This is a genomic window from Zhongshania aliphaticivorans, assembly GCF_902705855.1.
In the GTDB taxonomy this organism is placed as follows: Bacteria; Pseudomonadota; Gammaproteobacteria; order Pseudomonadales; family Spongiibacteraceae; genus Spongiibacter; species Spongiibacter aliphaticivorans_B.
Genome location: NZ_CACSIJ010000012.1, coordinates 347,318 through 366,707, shown reverse-complemented (window position 1 = coordinate 366,707; position 19,390 = coordinate 347,318). Strand labels below are relative to the sequence as shown.

The window sequence follows — 19,390 nt, the reverse complement described above, 5'->3', positions numbered from 1 at the left end:
AACGTCTAGTAGATTCAGAGGAATAATATGTTGCGATGTACGATGGAGCCTCGTTTCTGCGAAACAGATGCCTTGGGTCATATAAATAATACCGTTGTGCCCATGTGGTTTGAGACTGCAAGGGCACCGGTATTTGAGTTGTTTAATCCAGGTCAGGATTTGACAAAGTGGAATGTAATTCTGCGCAAGATGGACGTCGATTTTATTGCTCAGATATATCACGGTCATTCTGTTGAGATTAGAACTCGCATTGCTCACATTGGTAGCACCTCGTTTATTTGCGAACACGAGGCGTGGCAGCGTGGTGAGTTGGTGGCGAAAGGCAGTGCGGTGATGATTTATTTTGATTTCGTCGCGCAGCGTAAACAGGAAATTACCGCAGTGCAGCGTGTCGGCTTAGAAAAACTCAGTTAATCAAGACCTATACGCTGCTCTTACGTCGCTAATGCCAAAAAAGGCCAAAGGTTTCAGGGTATTTGTCGCGTCATGCCGGTATAATGCGGCCTCAACGCCATATCTGCGTTCGGCCGAGTGTGAGGTCTAATGTTGCGGCGACTCATGCATTTTTTACGGTAGCGATTATGCCCTCTGATACGGCCGCGGCAGCGGAAACTATGACTTTTGATGATTTGGGCTTATCGCCCATGGTACTTGCCGCTGTAAAAGCGGTTGGTTACGAAACACCTTCGCCAATTCAGGCGGCGACCATTCCTTTCATTCTAGCTGGCAGAGACCTTGTTGGTCAGGCTCAAACCGGTACCGGTAAAACCGCCGCATTTGCTTTGCCGCTATTGTCGCGTCTCGACGTAAACAGCCGTCGCACCCAAGCTTTAATTTTGGCGCCAACCCGTGAGCTAGCAATTCAGGTAGCTGAAGCTTTGCAGAGTTACGCGTCGCATATGCCGGGCTTTAATGTGTTACCCATCTACGGTGGTCAGGACTACCGCGGTCAATTAGCAGCCTTAAAGCGTGGCGTGCAAGTTGTTGTCGGCACGCCAGGTCGAGTAATGGACCACATGCGTCGTGGCACCTTAAAACTAGATGATTTAACACATTTGGTATTGGACGAAGCAGACGAAATGCTGCGCATGGGATTCATCGACGATGTTGAATGGGTTATGTCGCAAATGCCAGAAAAGCGTCAAATCGCGCTTTTCTCAGCGACCATGCCGTCGGCGATTCGCCGCATTGCAACAACGTATCTAAATAACCCTGAACAAGTCACCATTCAATCAAAAACTTCAACGGCGGTGACTATTCGTCAGCGTTATTGGATGGCCCGTGGCTTGAATAAGCTGGATGCCTTAACCCGTATTCTTGAGGCTGAACCTTTTGATGGCATGATTATTTTCGTGCGTACCAAATTGGTTACCACTGAACTTGCCGAAAAACTACAGGCCCGCGGTTATGCCGCAGCGGCACTAAATGGCGACATTGCTCAAGCACAGCGCGAGCGCACGGTTGATCATCTTAAAAATGGTCGCCTTGATATCGTTATCGCCACTGATGTTGCCGCCCGTGGTTTGGATGTTGAGCGTATCAGCCACGTCATTAACTACGATATTCCCCACGACACCGAAGCTTATGTTCACCGTATTGGCCGTACTGGTCGTGCGGGTCGTACCGGTGACGCAATTCTGTTTGTAGCACCTCGTGAAAAGCGTATGTTGCAGGCGATTGAGCGCGCTACTCGTCAGTCCATCGAAGAGATGGGCTTGCCGACCGCAGAGAATATCAATGCCTTGCGCGTCGATCGTTTTTTGCAAAAGATCACCGATACCCTTGCTGGCACTGATCTCAGCTTCTTCCGCAAGATGTTGCAGGAATACGTGGCCAAACATGATGTCTCTGACATTGATGTTGCGGCGGCCTTGGCCAGCCAGTTGCAGGGCGACAAGCCCTTATTAGTAAAAGATGCACCTAAGTTGATGACCGAAGCGCGCACCCGTGAAAAGGGTGAGAGAGCGAGTAGCGGCAAGCGTGTGCCAGAATCAAGTTTGCAACGCTATCGTTTAGAAGTTGGTCGTCAGCACGGTGTGAGCGCGGGTAATATTGTGGGTGCTATCGCCAATGAAGCCAATATCGATAGCGCGAATATTGGGCGTATTTCTATCTACCCAGAGTTCAGCACCGTCGACTTGCCTACAGATTTGCCCGAAGGCGCATTTGAGTGTTTGAAAACTACCCGTGTTGCTGGGCAGGCTTTGAATATCTCTGTGCATGAAGGCGGAGACATGCCAATTGAACGTGAGCGCCCGCGTAAACCACGTGTCAGCAAAACTGGCGAAAAAGGTGGCCGCAAGCCGGTTACCAAGGTGAAAGCTAAATCAGCTAAGCCCGCTGCTCCCAGAGAAAAACGCGGTAAGCTATAAACCGTAATATGCTTCGTTTACACTCTTCATGCTTATTTGAGCTGAGAGTGTAAACGTGGTCTGGCGTGTTTTTCTGCAATTTCTCTATTTGGGCTGTGTGAGTTTTGGCGGTCCTGCTGCACATATCGGTTACTTCCGAAAAGTATTTGTAGAGCAAAAGGCTTGGCTAAGTGAACAAGAATTTGCTGCTGATCTTGCCCTCTGTCAATTTCTTCCTGGCCCCTCTTCTAGTCAGTTAGGCTACGCTATTGCCTGTCGGCGTGGCGGTATTCCCGCGGGCATCGTGGCATTCCTCGGATTTACCTTACCTTCATTCCTTCTTATGTATGGCCTCGCGGTTTGGCAATTAAACATTACTGAAGGCACTCTGCAATTCGGTATTGTTAGCGGCTTAAAGCTGTTAGCGGTGGCGGTGGTGGCCGATGCAGTGTGGGGCATGGCAAATCAGTTTTGTCGGCAACCGCCAACTATCGCATTGGCAGTAATAAGTACTGCGACGTTGACGTGGGCCATGACACCACTGTGGCAGTTCTCATTAATGGCGCTAGCCGCAGCTGTTATGGCGTGGCGAGCCGAGCCCGCGCAGAACCTTGTTGGTATTAAAACAGACCGTACCTTGCTGGCTTGTCTTACAGTTTTCGTGCTGCTATTCGTAGTGTGTCTTGTTTTTCCTGACGGTATCTTCGCGACGTTTTATAAAGCAGGTAGCTTGGTGTTTGGTGGCGGTCATGTGGTCTTGCCGCTGTTAGAGCCTTTAGTTGGCGAGGCCTTGAGCAAAGACCAATTTTTATTGGGTTACGCTGCCGCGCAGGCAGTGCCGGGCCCCATGTTTTCCCTCAGCGCCTACCTTGGCGCGGCTATACGTTCAGACGCGGCCCTGCTATATGCATTTATCGCTACGCTGGCAGTGTTCGCTCCGGGCTTTTTACTTCTTTCTGGAGTTAGGGGAATTTGGCAGCAATTATCAACTCGACCCCGTATCGTTGCGGCCATTGCCGGTGTTAATGCCGTTGCCGTTGGCATGCTGGCGGCGGCGTGGATAAACCCCGTGGCGAGTAGTGCCCCCACGATTGGTTTGCCCTTCTATTGGCGGTGGCGGGCTTCATTGCACTGCGCAGCAAGCGTGTGCCGATTATGGCCATTATAGTGGTGTTCGCCGTTTGCGGTGCGGCGTTCTATTGAAGGTAGGTGGCTGCGCAGCGATAACTTAAAGGACTGTGCCTTCTTTAGCCAGAGCCGTACATCAGCTCAACTTGTAAACGGTGAGCACCCCGAAGATGAGAAAGAATCGCTGAGATTTCTTCACGGCTATAGACTACAGGAATGCGCCTAGCGCCTTGGGTAGATTTAAACGCAAGATCACCAATATCTAGCCCCATGAACCGCTTATATAAATAAACCAAGGCATTGAGGGCGATTCGTTGGGTATTTGTAGAGCAAGAGCGCTGTTCTGCTAAATGACTTAGAAGGCCTCGACATTAGACATACAAACAAAGGCAGTCGGATGTGTAACCGCGTCGCTGCTTTGAACGTTGAGGCTGTAAAAAACCTACCAACTTCCATCAGTTTCGTTTTTTTGACCGTCCTCTTTTTTAGCAGCTCTGGCCATCGTTTTTGCCGCCCCAGGCAGTCAGGTAGTAAATGGACTAACTCGATTAGCTAGTGGATAGATCAGCGTCTTATTGCGCGAGTAATTTAACTAGCGCAGTCGCGGGGGCAGATAATTCAAATTCTTGTCGGTGGGCGCAGCACACGCTTAACTTGTCTGCCGAAGTAAAGTCGAGAATAGTGAAGCGTTTTAGAAACTCCTTATTGTTTAAGTAAGTTTGTCCCACCGTTGCAACGGCGTCGGTGGCGGCGACGACTTCGCAAGCTAGTGGGAAATGGCCAATAATGTGGATGGGGTGATCTGCGGGTATCTCGGTGTCGCCAAATAAGCGGCTGGTGATTTCTGGTGAGGCACCATCGCGCTCAGGGAGCACTAGGGGATAATTTAATATGTGTTGTTTTGATACCGCGCGCTTTTTGGTGAGGGGGTGCGAGCGTCGCGTAAAGAAGTAGGCGTCAAATGGCTTTAGGGGAATAATTTTAAACTCACGTTTTTCTTCGAGTGCCTGTGTTGGGCCGATAATAAGATCACAGTCACCCGCTCGTAGTAGGCTGATAGCGTTGTCTGTCGCTAGCGATTTTATATCTACTTTTAGCTGTGGGTGGTGGCTCAGCAATTGTGGCAAGGCGGGGTTCATCAGGGTGATTAGCGGCGGTGGTGAAATACAAAGCCGTAAATGAGATTCTCGGTATGCTCTGAACTCTTTGGCGTCCATGTCGAGTCGCTCGATGTCGGCAAGAATCCGTGCTGCGCGATCAATGATGCTGCGCCCCTGTGCAGTGGCGACCATGCCTCGCGCGCGACGCTCAAATAGGGCGATGCCCAATTCTTTTTCGACCTCGGCCACTGTTCGCGTTAGGCTGGGCTGTGACACGTGAATGGCTGTGGCTGCAGCCGTCATCGAACCGAAACGATCAACCGCTACAATGTAGCGCAATTTGCTGCTGTTCAAGGTATACGTTTTCCGAATAGTGTAGGAAAAATAGTATTGGACTGAATAGTTGCAGCGTTGTCAAATAAACTAAATTCGCCTCTTACAAAAATGAGGAGCTACACCAGCATGTCTCCATATACTGAAATTACTGCAGAAATAAATAAAGCGGCTGCAGGGCCACAAATTGCCGCGTTGTTTGATTTCGACGGCACTATCATCGCTGGTTATTCGGTGTTTAGTTTTCTTCGGGAGCAGGTGCGTCGAGGAGATTTGGCGCCCTCTGAAATAGTCGCTACCGTTGAGGCGATTGGACGGTTTGGGCTAGGCCGGGCGGATTTTGCGGCATTGATGTCGCTTTCGGCGCAGAGTATGAGGGGGTTGAAGGAAGACGATTATCTTGATGTAGCTGAGAAAATTTTTGAGCGGGATTTAGCGAAAAAAATCTATCCGGAAACCCGCGCATTAATCGAGGCCCATATGCGCAAGGGCCATACGGTTGCGATCATTTCATCTGCTACGCCATATCAAGTTGGGCCCTGCGCTAAGTATTTAGGTATTGAGCATATTGCGTGCAGCACGATGGAAGTGAAGGACGGCATCTTCACCGGTGAGCTTGGTGGTCCGCTATGTTTTGGTGTGGGTAAGGTAGACGCTGCTCTTGATTTAGCCAAGACCAAAGATCTCGATCTAGCAAATAGCTATTTTTATTCAGACAGCACTGATGACATCGAATTGTTGGAGTACATCGGTAATCCTCGGCCACTGAACCCAAGTCAAAAATTACGTGATATTGCAGAAGCACGCGGCTGGCCGGTACAAACCTTTAAACGCCGAGCAGGCAGCAATGCCCTTGGGTTTACCCGCAATGTTGCTACCAAATTGAGTTTAGTTGGATCTGCCTTGGCAGGCTTGCCCATTTGGGCCTTGACGGGATCGCGACAGGAGGCGAGGAACTTTGCTACGTCGTTATTTGCGGATGTTGCCGGTGCTGTTGCGGGTCTTAAATTAGACATTAGTGGCGAAAAGCACCTGTGGGTCGAGCGCCCAGCGGTATTTATTTTTAATCATCAAAGTGACATTGATGTTCTGATTTGCTCCAAACTTTTGCGCCGCAATTTCACCGGAGTTGGCAAAGCCGAAATTAAACAAATGCCACTCGTTGGCGCGGCGATGGAAATGGCCGGCGTGGTACTTATTGATCGTACGAATAGCAAAAGCGCAATTGCCGCGCTAGAGCCTTTGGTTGATAGAATTAAACAAGATCAAATTTCAGTGGTGATGGCGCCAGAGGGCACCCGAACCCATTCTAAAAAGCCTAAGCCCTTTAAGAAGGGTGCATTTCATATTGCCATGCAGGCGGGGGTGCCGATTGTTCCTATTGTTATTCATAACGCAATGGATGTATCTCCAAAGGGCGATAGCCTGTATTACCCGGGCACCGTTGAGGTAGAGATTCTGGCGCCGATTAATACCAACGGCTGGACAGTAGAAAATTTAGATAAACAAGTAGCAAAAATTGAAGCGCTGTATAAAAAGGCCTTAGATAAATCGACTACGGCCGCCTAAGCGATAGCTTTATACATAGGGTGTAAAACCGTTACTTATAGAATACAGTGAGAAATAGAATGGATCAGATTAAACCCCAAGATGCGCAGTTTCTTTATACCGAAACCGCTGATAATTTTAATCATATAACGCTTCTACTGAATTTTGACGGTCCTGCAGAAGGGCAAAAGAAAGAGGTAGACTACGGCGCATTAATAAAATTTTTACAATTAAAGCTAAAGCCCCATCCAATTTATTCTCAGCGTTTGCTTCGGCTGCCAGCCGAGCTGGATTACCCATATTGGGTGTATGACGAAGAGTTTGAGCCCGACGCGCATTTCACTGTATTGCCGCTTACTGTGCCCGGTGATTGGAAGGCTCTGCGTGAAGAGGTGTGTTACTTGCACTCTCAGCCTATGGATATGCGTCGTCCACTTTGGGATGTCACGATATTTACCGGCGTGAATTGCAACGGCAGTCATAAGAATGGATTTACGATTGTCATTCGGCTACATCACGTGGCTATCGACGGAGTTGGAATGGTGAAGCTGTTGGCCAGCTTTGCGAGTCCAATTCGCGATGTTGGTGAATCTGCATCAGTAGAGGAAAGTGGCGTAGCGGAGTTTTCATGGCCTAATGTTGCGGGGCGAGCGGTAAAAAATAGGCTGGGTCATTCGATTGACTTAGGTCGTACTCTGTTAAATAGCACCGCTTATGTAAGCGATTCCGCGCGGCGTTTTTTACGAACCAAACCTTCTGAAAGACCGCGGGTCTACCCCTGCCGATTTAACGCCGGTGTTGGTGGCGACAAAATATTTGATGTTGTTGGAGTTGATCTAAAAGTCCTTAGCGCTTTGCGTGGTCTTCATGCTGGCGCGACCATGAATGATGTGATTCTTGCTATTTGTGCCGGTGCACTGCGGCGGTATCTTGAAAAACATCATGAACTTAATTCGCATTCACTGGTTGCATGGGTGCCGGTCAATGCGCGAAGTTCAGGCGGAGGTAGCGATACCGGTAATAATCTAAGTGCGTTCACCGCACCGATATATTCAAATATCGCCGATCCCGCAGCGCGTTTAGCAAAAATCGTGGCGGCAACACAAAATGGTAAAACCGGAAAGTCGGCGACGGGCTTGTTGTTGAATGTTACGAAGAATCTGCCCGCAACCGAGCAGTATTTATTTGCGCGTGCCATTAATGCAACGTCTGCGGCAAGCTCGACCTGTAATTTATTTGTTTCTAATGTGCCGGGGCCTGCTCAGCCCATTAGTCTAGCGGGGCACCGTTTGGAAAGTCTGGCGGGCCTGCCACCATTGGGTGAGGGTATGGGGCTGTTTATCGCCACGCCTAGCTACAATGGCAAGTTATATTTCAATGTGATTTCAACGGCCAGCATTTTGCCGGATATTGAGTTTTTTATGGAGTGCATTGAGGAATCATTTATCGAGATGAAGTCAAAGCTGTAAGTGTTTGTATAGCTTGTTAAAATTTTTATTACTGGTTTTTAACGCTAATTATCAGTGATAAAAACGTAGGCGTTTTTTTGCAAGACGCAATCTACTAACTATACTTACTCAGAGGCGAATTTAAATCGTCAGAAATTATTTGAACCTGTTTTATTGGCCTTGACCTCAAAATGTCATCGCCCGCTGTTAAAACATCTTCCGTAGTGGATTTATGTTTAACGGAGGCGATGTATGTTGAGAACTTCATTTTTTGCACTTGCGATTACCACGTTATTAAGCGCGTGTTCCATCCAGCCGGTGTCGGCTCCAGCACAAGTCAATTACTCGCCTAATCAATCTGCAGTTATTAGTTTTGGCTCCTGCCTGCGGCAGTGGGCGGATCAACCTATTTGGCAGGCAATAGCCGCGCAGCAATCTGAAGCGTTTATTTTTGCCGGTGACAATGTGTATACCGATGTTGGCCCGTATTTAAAACAGCGTGTACCGCAGCGTATTCAGCAGGCGTATCGCGATTTAGCGTTGGGTGTGGAGTTTGGCGTATTTTTAGATAGCGCCGAAAAATCAGGAACAGGCGTTTATGCAACGTGGGACGACCATGATTACGGCGTCAATGACGGCGGCGAAGAGTATCCGTTTAAGTCTCAATCTAAGCAGTATTTCAGTGAGTTTTTTCAATTAAACCCAGCCGATATTGGCGACTCTGCGCAAACTGGCGTGTATCACACGGCTTACATTAAAGCGGCGGGATTACGTGTGCAGATGATTCTGCTAGATACCCGCAGCTATCGCAGTGCTTTGCTGCGCGATGATGATCGCAGCGTGTGTGCGCCAACGGGCATTGTTGCAAACAATAATGAGCAAGCTACGGTGTTGGGTGAGGCGCAGTGGCAGTGGTTGGCGGGTGAGTTACAGAAGCCCGCAGATGTTCGTTTACTAGTATCGAGTATTCAGGTATTGCCAAGTGAACATTGTTTTGAAAAGTGGGCGAACTTTCCCCGTGAGCGTGAACGTTTACTCGCATTGCTAAAAAGTAGTGGAGCTAATGGTTTGATATTGCTCAGTGGTGATCGGCACTTGGCAGAGATTTCTCGGCTGCAAACTAATGATATGTATCCGCTTTATGAGATAACCAGCAGCGGACTTAATTCCGCTTTGGGTGAGCAGAGTCCGGCTGCCCAAGAGGTGAATAGCTTACGAATTCGCAAACATAATATTCTGGTCGATAATTTCGGCACCGTCAAAATAGAGCGCAAGTCTTCGGGCACGGTGCTGGCGTTGCAGATAAGAGATAAACAAGGAAAGGTCGTTCAGCAGGAGCGGGTGCCACTGGCGGCATTGAAATAATACCGCCAGCGACAGAGTTTAAAGAATGATTTATTCACCGTTTGCTGGGATGAACGGCAAATCCACTGTGCCGCTAATGACGGCGGGAAGCGGTGGCTGCGCAATACTTGCCACATGAGTAAAGTAGGGGTGGAAGCCGTAGACCATCAAGCCGATAGTATCGCCCGCTGCTACCGCGTCAGAAACACCAATCATCTCCTGCGCGACAAGGCCGCTGCCGCGTATCGGTAACACTTGATCGTTTATCAGTGTAAAGTCGCCGCCAGCAGTGGGCAGTTTTCCTAAGCCGATATACAAAAGATTGCCGTCGCCGTTACCGCCACTGACGTTGAGCATGGCCAATGGGATACCGGCTAGTACGCCATCTTCGGTCATGGTTTGCAGGGGAATAAATGTTCCTTTGGCGACTAGCTGACTCAATAATTCACTGGGCAATAAATTAACAATATCGTCTAAATAATTCACCAGCGATGTAGGGTCGGCGCTGGCCGTTAATACCGCCGTTAAAGTGCTTATGGCCTCTAAGGGTAGTGACGTTAAGGTAGCGAGAACGGTGGGTAGCGGTAGCGATATGAACAGGTCTACAATATTGCTCAGGCCGCCGGGAATGATTTGGGTTTCGCCAAAGTTGTTCAGTGAACCACCGCGTTTGACGTCGCTGACGGTAACGCCAGACTGTTGTTCGGTCAGGCTAAAGCACACATCGGGTATGGCGGCAGCGCTTGTACCTTGCAATTTAGAGACTAGAAAATTTAATGCTAAATCGTCGGTGGCATAGGTTTGGTCGTCGCAATAAAGCGTGCCTTCGGTGCCGAACAAAATCTGCCGGCCGGCCTCTTGTAGTGCGGGTAAAATGTGGCCGTCGCGTTGAATAAATAAATGCGCCTCGTTGCCTTGTCCCTTCCAGCATTCGTAGTTTTCTACCGCTTCATTCATGTTAAAGAGCACATCGTTGCTGCCTTGAATGAATAGGGCGTCGGCGGTCGACAGGGTTCTGCCGTCGCTGCGTCCGCCTTGGCAAAATGACCGTGGGCTGTAGCTGCCTAAGCGCGCTACGGTCTCGGGGGCTATTTCACCTGTTGTAGTGGCGGCGATAATCGCCTCAAAAAGATAGGGTTCGAGCTTGCCCATCGACGCGACAGACAAAATATCTAACCAGATGTTTTTGGGCGTGCTGTTGGCGTACAGGCTATAGGGCAGATTGCTCCATGTTGCTAAGGGCACAATCGCGTCAAAGCGTTTATCTACACTTGAACACACGGTTTGAAAGCCGCCGCCGTAAGACAGGCCAACCGAGCCGATCATTGGGTCGTCGCCCTCAAAACTGAGGTTAACGAGATTTTCTTCGGCCCAGTCGATGATTTGCGAGACGTTGCGGCAGTCAACGTCGGGGTCCATTACGGTGATATTGCCGGTGGTTTCACCAAAGCCGCGCTGATCGAAGCTGATCACATAAAAGCCTTTTTCTAACCATGCGCGACGGGCGACATCGCCGGAAACATCATTGGTCAGAAAGGATTCCAGCGGGTCTGGGGCCTCAAAATTCTTCGCTCTAGACAAGCCAAAGCCGTGGCTGTGAAGAATTAATGGTACTCGTTTGCCCTGGGGGTTTTCCGGCACGTAGACGGTAAATGCGACGGTTTCGTCGTCAAATCCCGTTAAGGTTTGGTCAAAATGGCTTTTGCTCTCTGCTTGGCCTGTGTTGCCTCCGCCCGGATTACCGCTAGGGCTGTTGCCAGATGACGAGCTAGAGCTGCCACCGCAGGCGGTGAGCGTGGCTGCAAGAAGGAATATGGCGAATTGAGTTAGTGGGCGGAAGCTGGGGAGCATGAGGTTGCCTCGTTGTTATAGTGTCGTACGGCAGGCATTCATCGGCATAAAACCGATGTTTCTACGATATACGCAAATTCAGAGGGCTCAGTATAATGTTTTCAGTGAGAATATTAATGGCACGCGCATTAATTCTTTTGGTTTCGTGAGCTGTCGCACTTAGTAAGAATGTTTTGAGGTCGCGCGCCAAAACGTGGCGCGCGAAGATAGCGGGGCGGTTTAGCCGAGTTTGTTTACATCAATCGCAAAGTAGCGGTGCCAAATACTGTGTTCTTCCTGTGGTGATTGTTTCCAGCCGTATTGAGTGGGGCGGCTGGTTTCAATCGCCAATGTGCCGAACAGTAGCCAGTCGTAAATCGACAGTAGATTACACATATTTTTTGCTGAGTTTTTACCCCGAGCGTGGTGATGGTGGTGCTGGGTTGGAAAGGTCAGCACATGGCATAGGGCGTACATGGTTTTGCGAACCCATGCCCAGCGGTGATTCAAAAAATACAAATCGTAATTCCAATTCACGTGGTTGTGCGCCGCCCACAGGCCTTTAAATGCGGTGCCGAACAAGAATACTTCGGTCAGGCCAAGGTAGAGGCAAATAAACTGGAACCAGAAGTTTGGCATGATGAACCAGAACAGCCAGTGCTCAACAAAGGTCTGGGTAACAGTAATTTCGCCCTTGCCGTCATTGGTGCCTGAAAAATGGTGTGGTCTATGGCCGATTTTGAAGAACTGCTGCAGATAAAGCAGGGGCTTCCAGCGCATACGGCGAGCGTGGGAGAACCAATGTGCTCCGCCGTGAATAAGCTCTTCTAGGCAGATGTAGGCTATTAGCACCGGCCAGAAATAGGCTTCCTGGAGCCAGGCAAGCCCGCCTTCAAATTGCGGCACCAGTAGGCTACCAAGCCATGCGGTGGCAAATACCAGCGCGGGACGCTGAACTGCAGCGAGCGATACTGAGGCGAGCACTGCGATGCCCCAATCTTCTTTGCTCTTTTTGCCGTTGCTATTGCGACCGGCTAAAAACTCCCACAGCGACGCTATGGCAATAAAGGCGATAACTGAAAGACTTACGTATTTGTCCATGATGAAAATACCGTGCTTGTTATTTTGTAGTTACAGATTAGCGCACTAGAATTATTTGTATATTAGATATTTAATATACCTATTATCCATTTTGGTGATAATTATGATAAATCTGCGTTCAGTAGACCTAAACCTGCTTGCTAGTTTTGATGCGCTGATGATGGAGGGTAATTTGACCCGCGCATCCGATCATATCGGCCTGAGCCAACCGGCAATGAGCGCGGCGCTGCAAAGGCTGCGGCTAACCTTTCACGATGAGCTTTTTGTTCGTACACGCCAAGGCATGATCCCAACCCCCCGCGCCATCGCCATATATCCGCCGATACGAGAGGCGTTGTCGCTAATCAGGGGCACGTTGGTGCAGGGCGATGAATTTGACCCCGCGCAAGCTCAGCATAATTTCACGGTGGCGGCAGACAATTATTTTGAATCCGTTGCCCTCGGCCCATTAATGGCGCAATTGCAGCGGGCCGGTAAGGGCTTGTCGCTAGAAACCAGCGGGCTAGAGCATGACTCCCTAACACGTTTGCAGCGTATGGATGTCGACTTGGTAGTGGACTATGTTCGGCCAGAGTCAGATACCATACAGGCGCAGCAGATAGGTGCAGAAAAGCTGGTTGTCATTGCCCGTCAGGGTCATCCGCGTGTTGCAGGGCCCTTGAGTCATACCTTGTCTTTGGAGCAATATCTTGCAGAGGAGCATGTTTTCTTGCCATTGCGCAGCCGCGAGCGCAGTCAGTTGGAATTAGCTTTGGGTGGCCAAGAATTTCCACGTAAACGCGCCGCGCAAGTACAGAACTTCTCCAGTATGTTGCCGGTGGTGGCGGCGACGGATTATCTCGCGGTCATGCCGGCGCGCTTATATCACTTATATGCAAAGGCCTTCGAGATACAGTGGTTTCATTTTCCGGTTGAAATTGCGCCCATTCCCATTTGGATGATGTGGGCCAATGGCCTGCAGAATGATTCGGCGCATCGTTGGTTTAGAAACATGGTTCAACATGTGGCAGACGGCTTGATTGAGTATTCGGTCTAGGCGGCGTTCGACCTTGCTGACGTGTCTTGTTATCGTCTGATACTCGAAATGGCCGACAACATTATAGGGAGAGTTCAATGCCCGCTGCTTTGACACATATTGCCATGCACGTTCAAGATCTAGACGCTTGCGTCGATTTTTATCGCCGCTATGCAGATATGAATATTGTTCATGAACGACCGCATAAGCATGGCAAGGTCATGTGGTTGGCGGAACGAGGTAAAGAGAAAGACTTTATTGTGGTTCTTATCCCCGGTGGGAAAAATAAACAGCAAGATGATCGCGACTTTTCTCATTTAGGTTTTGCGATGGAAAGCCGTAAAGCGGTGGACGACATTGCCGACCGCGCTCGTGCCGATGGCATTTTAGAGTGGGAAACCCGCGAGGAAGAATATCCAGTGGGATATTACTGCGGCGTTCGCGATCCCGACGGTAACTTTGTTGAATTCAGTTTTGGCCAACCCCTAGGGCCGGGCGCCGAAGACGTTGATTTTTGATCGCCTAGTGCTAATAAATTGGAGAAATAATATGAGACCTTTGCACGAGCCGGAATTTTGTTTTCTGGCGAGGAAAAATCGCACGGAATGAGGGAGTTTATACTCATAAATGACCGATTGAGTACGATTTCGACGCCGGCAGAGGGCAAAATAACTATCGTGCAAAGGTCTCAATATGGATGTTTTATGCAGGTAAAGCTAGCCGACTACAGGGCGCCAAAAGATCGCGCTGCCATAGAAATGCTGATGGCAAACTACGCACTAGATCCCATGGGTGGCGGCGAAGCACTCCCAGATGAGGTTTTGTCTGGTCTATGTGATGCCTTAGCAGGAGTGGCAAACGCGGCCACAATCTTAATATTCGAGGGTGAAGCCCCAGTCGCTTTGGCAACGGTATTACAGGGTTTCTCAACATTTAAATGTAAGCCGTTGCTAAATATTCACGATGTGATTGTATTGCCGGAATACCGTGGCCGGGGGCTGGCTCAGCGCTTAATGCTGGAGGTCGAAAAGCTAGCCAGGCAGCGCGGTTGCTGTAAATTAACCCTCGAAGTATTGCAGGGCAATACGGTAGCGCAGGCGGTTTATCAGCGCTGCGGATTTGCGGCCTATGAGCTAGACCCGCAGCAGGGGCAGGCGCTATTTTGGCAAAAAGACTTCTCTGAGCATTAGGCTTTTATACTCGATTTTAGGGCTTTAACGTGTGGTTATCGACAAGGTGCCGCGCTATGCTTGATTGTAATTAACTCCGCACTAGGGAAGGTATATATGAAGGGCAAGGTTCTCGATTTCAATACCGCAACATCGCAGGGCGTGATCGCTGGAGAAGATGGCAAACGCTATAACTTCACCGGCAGCGAATGGAAAAGTGAAGGCAATGCGGGTGCAGGGCTAACCGTCGATTTTGTGGCCGCTGGCGAAAATGCTACCCAGCTTTATATAGATAAAGCCATCGCGACTGCGTCATCTAAGAAAATTGCTGCTGCGCTATTGGCCTTCTTCTTTGGCGCCTTTGGTGTTCACAAGTTTTACCTTGGATACAATAAGCAGGGCGTGATTATGCTGCTGACCTTCTTGTTTGGCTTTATCCTGCTGGGCCTTCCTTCCATTGCGATTGGCATCATTGCCTTTATCGAATTTATTCTCTACATCACCAAATCTGACGACGATTTTGATCAGACCTATGTGATTGGCCAGCGCCCTTGGTTTTGATAGGGCCAGTGCCTAACGATATTTGTCGAGCGTTATGACAAATCCAAAATATTTCGACCTGCTGATAAATAAAATAGCGTGGGGTCTGTTAACGCTTGGATCAGGCCCGCTAATAATCTTTAAGCTATTAGTGACACTAGGCCTTTGGCCAGATCAAAATTCCGACCCTGTGGGCGTGGGTATTCTCGCTGTATTCACCTTTTGGCCCGCCGTTATTCTTATTGCAATTGGCACTGTCATTTGGGCATGGAAAAATCATTTTAGGAGCTAAAGATTAGCAATGTCTTATAAGCGTATTGTTGTTCTCACCGGCGCAGGGATTTCTGCTGAGTCGGGTATAAAAACCTTTCGCGCCGAAGACGGTCTTTGGGAAGAGCACCGTGTAGAAGACGTGGCAACACCAGAAGGCTTTGCGGCTGATCCGGTCTTAGTTCAACGATTTTACAATGGTCGCCGCACGCAATTATTAAGCGACGTAGTAAAGCCTAACGCCGCCCACGTCGCCCTTGCAAAGCTTGAGCAAGAGTTTGGCGACAGATTACTTGTCGTGACCCAAAATATCGACAATCTCCATGAACGGGCAGGTTCTAAAAACGTCATTCATATGCACGGCGAATTACTCAAAATGCGCTGCGCCTACACCGATGTGATTTATCCAATAGCGGGCGATATCAGCGTCGATGACCGCTGCGAATGCTGCGGCATGCGCGGTGCGCTCAGGCCACATATCGTCTGGTTCGGAGAAATGCCGTTGCAAATGGACGAGATCTACGACGCCATAGAAGCATGCGATTTATTCGTTGCGATAGGCACCTCAGGCAATGTCTATCCCGCCGCAGGCTTTGTACGCCAAGCGGCTATGTCGGGCTCGCATACAATGGAAATAAACCTAGAACCGTCAGCGGTGGAATCGGCGTTTGCCGAGCACCGTTATGGCATGGCGGGGGAAGTGGTACCGGCTTTGGTTGCTGATTTAGTGAGCTCTGCACCATAATTTACCGCGAATGATCAAATTATTAATTGTTATGGATGATTCCTTGGTGTGGGGTGGCGTAGTCCGATGAAAACGCTACACTTCAGCGACAGTAAATGGACGTGGTAAGAAGTTAAAAACGATATATGGAGATACCCTATGCAATGCCAATTTTGTAAAGAAGATATTCAGGAAGGCGCGATCAAGTGTAAGCACTGCGGTTCAATATTAACGGCAGTAGCGGAGGCTGGCGGTGTTTCTGGCGTTATTGTCGAACAAGCTGCGGTGTCTTATTACACCGCTGTACTGAAAAAATACGTGACATTTGAAGGTCGCGCCCGGCGAAAAGAGTACTGGTTTTTTACTCTGTTTAATATGCTTGCGAGTATGGCTTTGGGCTTTGTTGATGGAATGTTTGGGCTCATGGATCCAGACGTAGGCGTGGGTGTTTTAGGTGCGATTTATTCCCTCGCTGTGATTTTGCCTAGCATTGCGGTCTGCGTTCGTCGCTTACATGATACCAACCGTTCTGGCTGGTTTTTGTTGTTGGCTCTGATTCCCATCATAGGCTGGATTGCTTTGATCATCTTCTCTGTTCAAGACAGTGATGACGGCGATAATCGCTACGGCTCAAATCCGAAATACCGTATCGCTTAATTAAAGGGGTGATCGGCTTATAAAAATGCGGGGCTGAAATGGCCTCGCATGCTTAAATTTTTCTGAAACATCGCTAAGTTTTGAATAATGGCTTAACTACTCAACGACGCCTTCACACACTTCAAAATAGTGTAGTCATACTCCCCGTCCAAAGACTCAAACACGGTTTTCATTTTGCCGTCTTCACTCAGCTCAAAGGCGAATCGAATTTCTTTGATCTGCGCTTCATCTAAATTGATCACGTCGCTAAGGCTCAGTTCGCTATTGGCGATGCCTTGGCAAAGATGGGTGTAGATGGTGTTGAGTGAAAGTTTACGCTGGGTAGCGATATCCTCGGCTGAGTTACCTCGTTTTAATAGTAAAATACTATTGGCGGCGGTGTCGTTGATACCGTCATTTTGCTCATTGTCGGTGCCAGCGTTGGCCAGAATGACGTCTAAAAACCCTTGGCCGTAGGCTTCTAATTTGCGCTCGCCAATACCAGATATGCGGCCCAATTGTTCTAGGGTTTGGGGTTGGCGTTCGGTCATTTCGGCGAGGGTGGCGTCGTGGAAAATCATGTAAGCCGGAATGCTTTGTTCGGTGGCCAGTGTTTTGCGATGTTCGCGCAGAGCATCCCATAGGGTGTTGTTTGCGGCGCCAGAAAATGAGCGGGTTTTGCGTTCCTTGCTTTTTTTACTCACTTTAACCATTTTCCTTAAAGTGAGTTGTTCTTCACCTTTCAATATTGGGCGTGCGGTATCGGTGAGTTGCACGCTGCCATAGCCTTCTACGTCTACTCTTAATAAGCCCCGTGCAATTATTTGCCGATACAAGGTGCGCCATTCGGTGGCGTTGAGTTCGGTGCCAATGCCGTAGGTGGAAATTTTATCGTGGCCAAATTGGCTGATGCGTTCGTGTTCTTTACCGAGTAACACATCGACTAAATAGCTCACGCCAAAACGCTGGCCGGTGCGGTATACACAGGACAGGGCTTTTTGTGCGGCGAGGGTGGCGTCCCAAGTTTCTGGTGGTGTGAGGCAGTTGTCGCAGTTGCCACAGGGATGATCTAAGTTGTCGTCAAAATAACGCAGCAAGGCTTGGCGGCGACAGGTGGTGAGTTCGCACAGGCCGAGCATGGCATCTAATTTATGTTGCTCTAGCCGTTTGCGGCCTTCTTCTGCGGTGGAGTTGCCCTGCATTTGACGAAGGGTGATCACGTCTTGCAGGCCGTAGGCCATCCAGGCGTCGGCGGCTAAACCGTCGCGGCCAGCGCGGCCGGTTTCTTGATAATAGGCTTCAATACTTTTGGGCAGGTTTAAGTGGGCGACAAAGCGTACATCGGGTTTGTCTATGCCCATGCCGAAGGCAATGGTGGCAATGATAATCACGCCGTCTTCGCGCAGGAATCGCTCCTGATGTTGTTGGCGTACTTCGTTGCCTAAACCTGCGTGGTAGGGCAGCGCGGTCATGCCTTTGGTGCTTAGCCATTGCGCGACTTCATCTACCCGTTTGCGTGATAGGCAGTACACAATGCCGGCTTCGCCTTCGTGCTCGTTCAGAATAAAACGCAGTAATTGTTCACGGGCATTGCCCTGATTTTCGCTGATGCGGTAGCGAATATTGGGCCGGTCGAAGCCGTCGTTAAAAACGCGGGCCTCTTGCAGCGATAGCCGCTCGATGATCTCACGCTGGGTTGGGCCATCCGCCGTGGCGGTGAGCGCAATGCGGGGAATATCGGGAAAGCGTTCGTGCAGAATGGAAAGCTTGATGTACTCGGGCCGAAAGTCATGGCCCCACTGTGACACGCAATGGGCTTCGTCGATGGCGAATAAGGCCAGTGGCGCTCGGCTCAGTAAGTCGAGCATGCGCGGCATCATTAATCGTTCTGGGGCGACGTAAAGCAGATCTAGCTCGCCATTCATGAGCGCGGTTTCTACACCGTTGACTTCCATGGCGCTTTGACTGGAATTCAAAAACGCCGCTTTAATCCCGTTTTGGCGCAGGGCCATAACCTGATCTTGCATCAGTGCAATCAGCGGCGATACGACAATGGCGGTGCCGCTGCGCACCAGCGCTGGCACCTGAAAACACAGCGATTTACCGCCGCCCGTTGGCATGAGCACTAGGGCGTCGCCGCCGTTAACGACGTGGTTTACGATGTCTGCTTGTTGGTTACGAAAGGCATCGTAACCGTAGATGGTTTGCAGAATGTGTAGAGCGGCGTCTTCGGTGTTGCTGGTGTCAGTGTGTAAGATAGCGCGTTACCACATTAAGTCGTCTGGGATTTCATAGGCTGCGTAAGGATCGTCTTCTTCTACAACGTCGTTAGCGGGCTTGGTATTGTGAACGAGTATTACCGATTCGTCGCGCTGCTTGATCTTGTCGGCAATCGCTGCGGGAACGAGTTCATAGCCGTCCTTCAATTTAACCAGGGCAATAACGCCTTTGATTAATTGGGTTTGCAATAGTGCGTCAACGTAGAGCTTTTTGATTTTTTTGCCATCGGTGAACTGATAGGCAATCTCGCCATTTTTGCGATTGATTTTGTTGAGCGTAATCAGCTGAATGATCTGGGCTTGAATCGCTTTTTTGTCGGCCTCGGCCTGACGTTGGCGATTCATTTCACGGTCGCGTTCGGCTTTCTCGGCCAGTGCGCGCTTTGCCGCTTCTTTACCCTCATCAACAATCACCGTGCCAGTGCCTTTCGCCTGCTTGGCTTGTTTACGTTTTTCGTGGCCGATTTGCTTGGCCTTTTTCTTGTCGACCATGCCGGCTTTAAGAAGCTGCTCTTGCAGAGATGCCATGCAATAACCTCTATATGCGTTTAATGAGTTAAGTGGGTTCTATTCT

The 19,390-nt window shown here is 49.5% G+C and carries 17 protein-coding genes and 1 pseudogene; 12 read left to right on the top strand and 6 right to left on the bottom strand.

Annotated features, from left to right (window positions below; all coding sequences use genetic code 11):
• Positions 1 to 27: 27 nt before the first annotated feature.
• The 3 genes from GVJ32_RS08680 to chrA all read left to right on the top strand — a co-directional run bounded on the left by GVJ32_RS08680 (position 28) and on the right by chrA (position 3,519).
• Entirely contained in the window at positions 28 to 414 is a 387-nt protein-coding gene (locus GVJ32_RS08680) for an acyl-CoA thioesterase (RefSeq protein WP_159239657.1), read from the top strand.
• A gap of 167 nt (positions 415 to 581) precedes the next feature.
• Positions 582 to 2,372: a DEAD/DEAH box helicase gene (locus tag GVJ32_RS08675; RefSeq protein WP_235035095.1), complete on the top strand. Its 1,791-nt coding sequence runs from the start codon at positions 582 to 584 to the stop codon at positions 2,370 to 2,372.
• Positions 2,373 to 2,427: 55 nt separating this feature from the next.
• Entirely contained in the window at positions 2,428 to 3,519 is a 1,092-nt protein-coding gene (gene chrA / locus GVJ32_RS08670) for a chromate efflux transporter (protein WP_159239655.1), read from the top strand.
• Between the two features lie 79 nt (positions 3,520 to 3,598).
• Here the strand turns inward: chrA and GVJ32_RS08665 are convergent.
• Both GVJ32_RS08665 and GVJ32_RS08660 read right to left on the bottom strand, forming a co-directional pair.
• Positions 3,599 to 3,826 (bottom strand): annotated as a pseudogene (locus tag GVJ32_RS08665) (recombinase XerD); the annotation flags it as partial.
• A 225-nt stretch (positions 3,827 to 4,051) separates the two neighbouring features.
• Entirely contained in the window at positions 4,052 to 4,933 is an 882-nt protein-coding gene (locus GVJ32_RS08660; RefSeq protein WP_159239653.1) for a LysR family transcriptional regulator, read from the bottom strand.
• 108 nt (positions 4,934 to 5,041) lie between these two features.
• Here GVJ32_RS08660 and GVJ32_RS08655 point away from each other — a divergent pair, with 108 nt between their 5' ends.
• The 3 genes from GVJ32_RS08655 to GVJ32_RS08645 all read left to right on the top strand — a co-directional run bounded on the left by GVJ32_RS08655 (position 5,042) and on the right by GVJ32_RS08645 (position 9,273).
• Positions 5,042 to 6,481, top strand: coding sequence for an HAD-IB family hydrolase (locus tag GVJ32_RS08655; RefSeq protein ID WP_159239652.1), 1,440 nt, complete (start codon positions 5,042 to 5,044; stop codon positions 6,479 to 6,481).
• A 59-nt stretch (positions 6,482 to 6,540) separates the two neighbouring features.
• Entirely contained in the window at positions 6,541 to 7,929 is a 1,389-nt protein-coding gene (locus tag GVJ32_RS08650; protein WP_159239651.1) for a wax ester/triacylglycerol synthase domain-containing protein, read from the top strand.
• A gap of 231 nt (positions 7,930 to 8,160) precedes the next feature.
• Positions 8,161 to 9,273 (top strand): alkaline phosphatase D family protein, encoded by a 1,113-nt coding sequence (locus GVJ32_RS08645; RefSeq protein ID WP_159239650.1) that lies wholly within the window; start codon positions 8,161 to 8,163, stop codon positions 9,271 to 9,273.
• 30 nt (positions 9,274 to 9,303) lie between these two features.
• Here GVJ32_RS08645 and GVJ32_RS08640 read toward each other — a convergent pair whose 3' ends face one another.
• Together GVJ32_RS08640 and GVJ32_RS08635 are read right to left on the bottom strand one after the other, a co-directional pair.
• Positions 9,304 to 11,103, bottom strand: a complete 1,800-nt coding sequence (locus GVJ32_RS08640) for a CocE/NonD family hydrolase (protein WP_159239649.1) — start codon at positions 11,101 to 11,103, stop codon at positions 9,304 to 9,306.
• Between the two features lie 219 nt (positions 11,104 to 11,322).
• Entirely contained in the window at positions 11,323 to 12,183 is an 861-nt protein-coding gene (locus GVJ32_RS08635; protein WP_159239648.1) for a sterol desaturase family protein, read from the bottom strand.
• Between the two features lie 103 nt (positions 12,184 to 12,286).
• On the opposite strand from GVJ32_RS08635, the gene GVJ32_RS08630 reads away from it, so the two are divergent.
• The 6 genes from GVJ32_RS08630 to GVJ32_RS08605 all read left to right on the top strand — a co-directional run bounded on the left by GVJ32_RS08630 (position 12,287) and on the right by GVJ32_RS08605 (position 16,558).
• The gene (locus GVJ32_RS08630) at positions 12,287 to 13,219 is read left to right on the top strand and encodes a LysR substrate-binding domain-containing protein (RefSeq protein ID WP_159239647.1); all 933 of its coding nucleotides are present in this window, start codon (positions 12,287 to 12,289) and stop codon (positions 13,217 to 13,219) included.
• A 77-nt stretch (positions 13,220 to 13,296) separates the two neighbouring features.
• Complete coding sequence (locus GVJ32_RS08625; RefSeq protein WP_159239646.1) at positions 13,297 to 13,716, top strand: VOC family protein; 420 nt, start codon at positions 13,297 to 13,299, stop codon at positions 13,714 to 13,716.
• A gap of 186 nt (positions 13,717 to 13,902) precedes the next feature.
• The gene (locus tag GVJ32_RS08620) at positions 13,903 to 14,388 is read left to right on the top strand and encodes a GNAT family N-acetyltransferase (protein ID WP_159239645.1); all 486 of its coding nucleotides are present in this window, start codon (positions 13,903 to 13,905) and stop codon (positions 14,386 to 14,388) included.
• 96 nt (positions 14,389 to 14,484) lie between these two features.
• Positions 14,485 to 14,928 (top strand): TM2 domain-containing protein, encoded by a 444-nt coding sequence (locus GVJ32_RS08615; RefSeq protein WP_159239644.1) that lies wholly within the window; start codon positions 14,485 to 14,487, stop codon positions 14,926 to 14,928.
• A 280-nt stretch (positions 14,929 to 15,208) separates the two neighbouring features.
• Complete coding sequence (cobB, locus tag GVJ32_RS08610) at positions 15,209 to 15,922, top strand: Sir2 family NAD+-dependent deacetylase (RefSeq protein ID WP_159239643.1); 714 nt, start codon at positions 15,209 to 15,211, stop codon at positions 15,920 to 15,922.
• Positions 15,923 to 16,060: 138 nt separating this feature from the next.
• On the top strand, positions 16,061 to 16,558 hold the full coding sequence (locus tag GVJ32_RS08605) for a DUF805 domain-containing protein (RefSeq protein WP_286187607.1): 498 nt from the start codon (positions 16,061 to 16,063) through the stop codon (positions 16,556 to 16,558).
• A 92-nt stretch (positions 16,559 to 16,650) separates the two neighbouring features.
• Here the strand turns inward: GVJ32_RS08605 and recQ are convergent, their stop codons facing one another.
• Together recQ and GVJ32_RS08595 are read right to left on the bottom strand one after the other, a co-directional pair.
• Positions 16,651 to 18,795: a DNA helicase RecQ gene (gene recQ / locus GVJ32_RS08600; protein ID WP_159239845.1), complete on the bottom strand. Its 2,145-nt coding sequence runs from the start codon at positions 18,793 to 18,795 to the stop codon at positions 16,651 to 16,653.
• 6 nt (positions 18,796 to 18,801) lie between these two features.
• Positions 18,802 to 19,344 (bottom strand): DUF2058 domain-containing protein, encoded by a 543-nt coding sequence (locus GVJ32_RS08595; RefSeq protein WP_159239642.1) that lies wholly within the window; start codon positions 19,342 to 19,344, stop codon positions 18,802 to 18,804.
• Between the last annotated feature and the right edge of the window lie 46 nt (positions 19,345 to 19,390).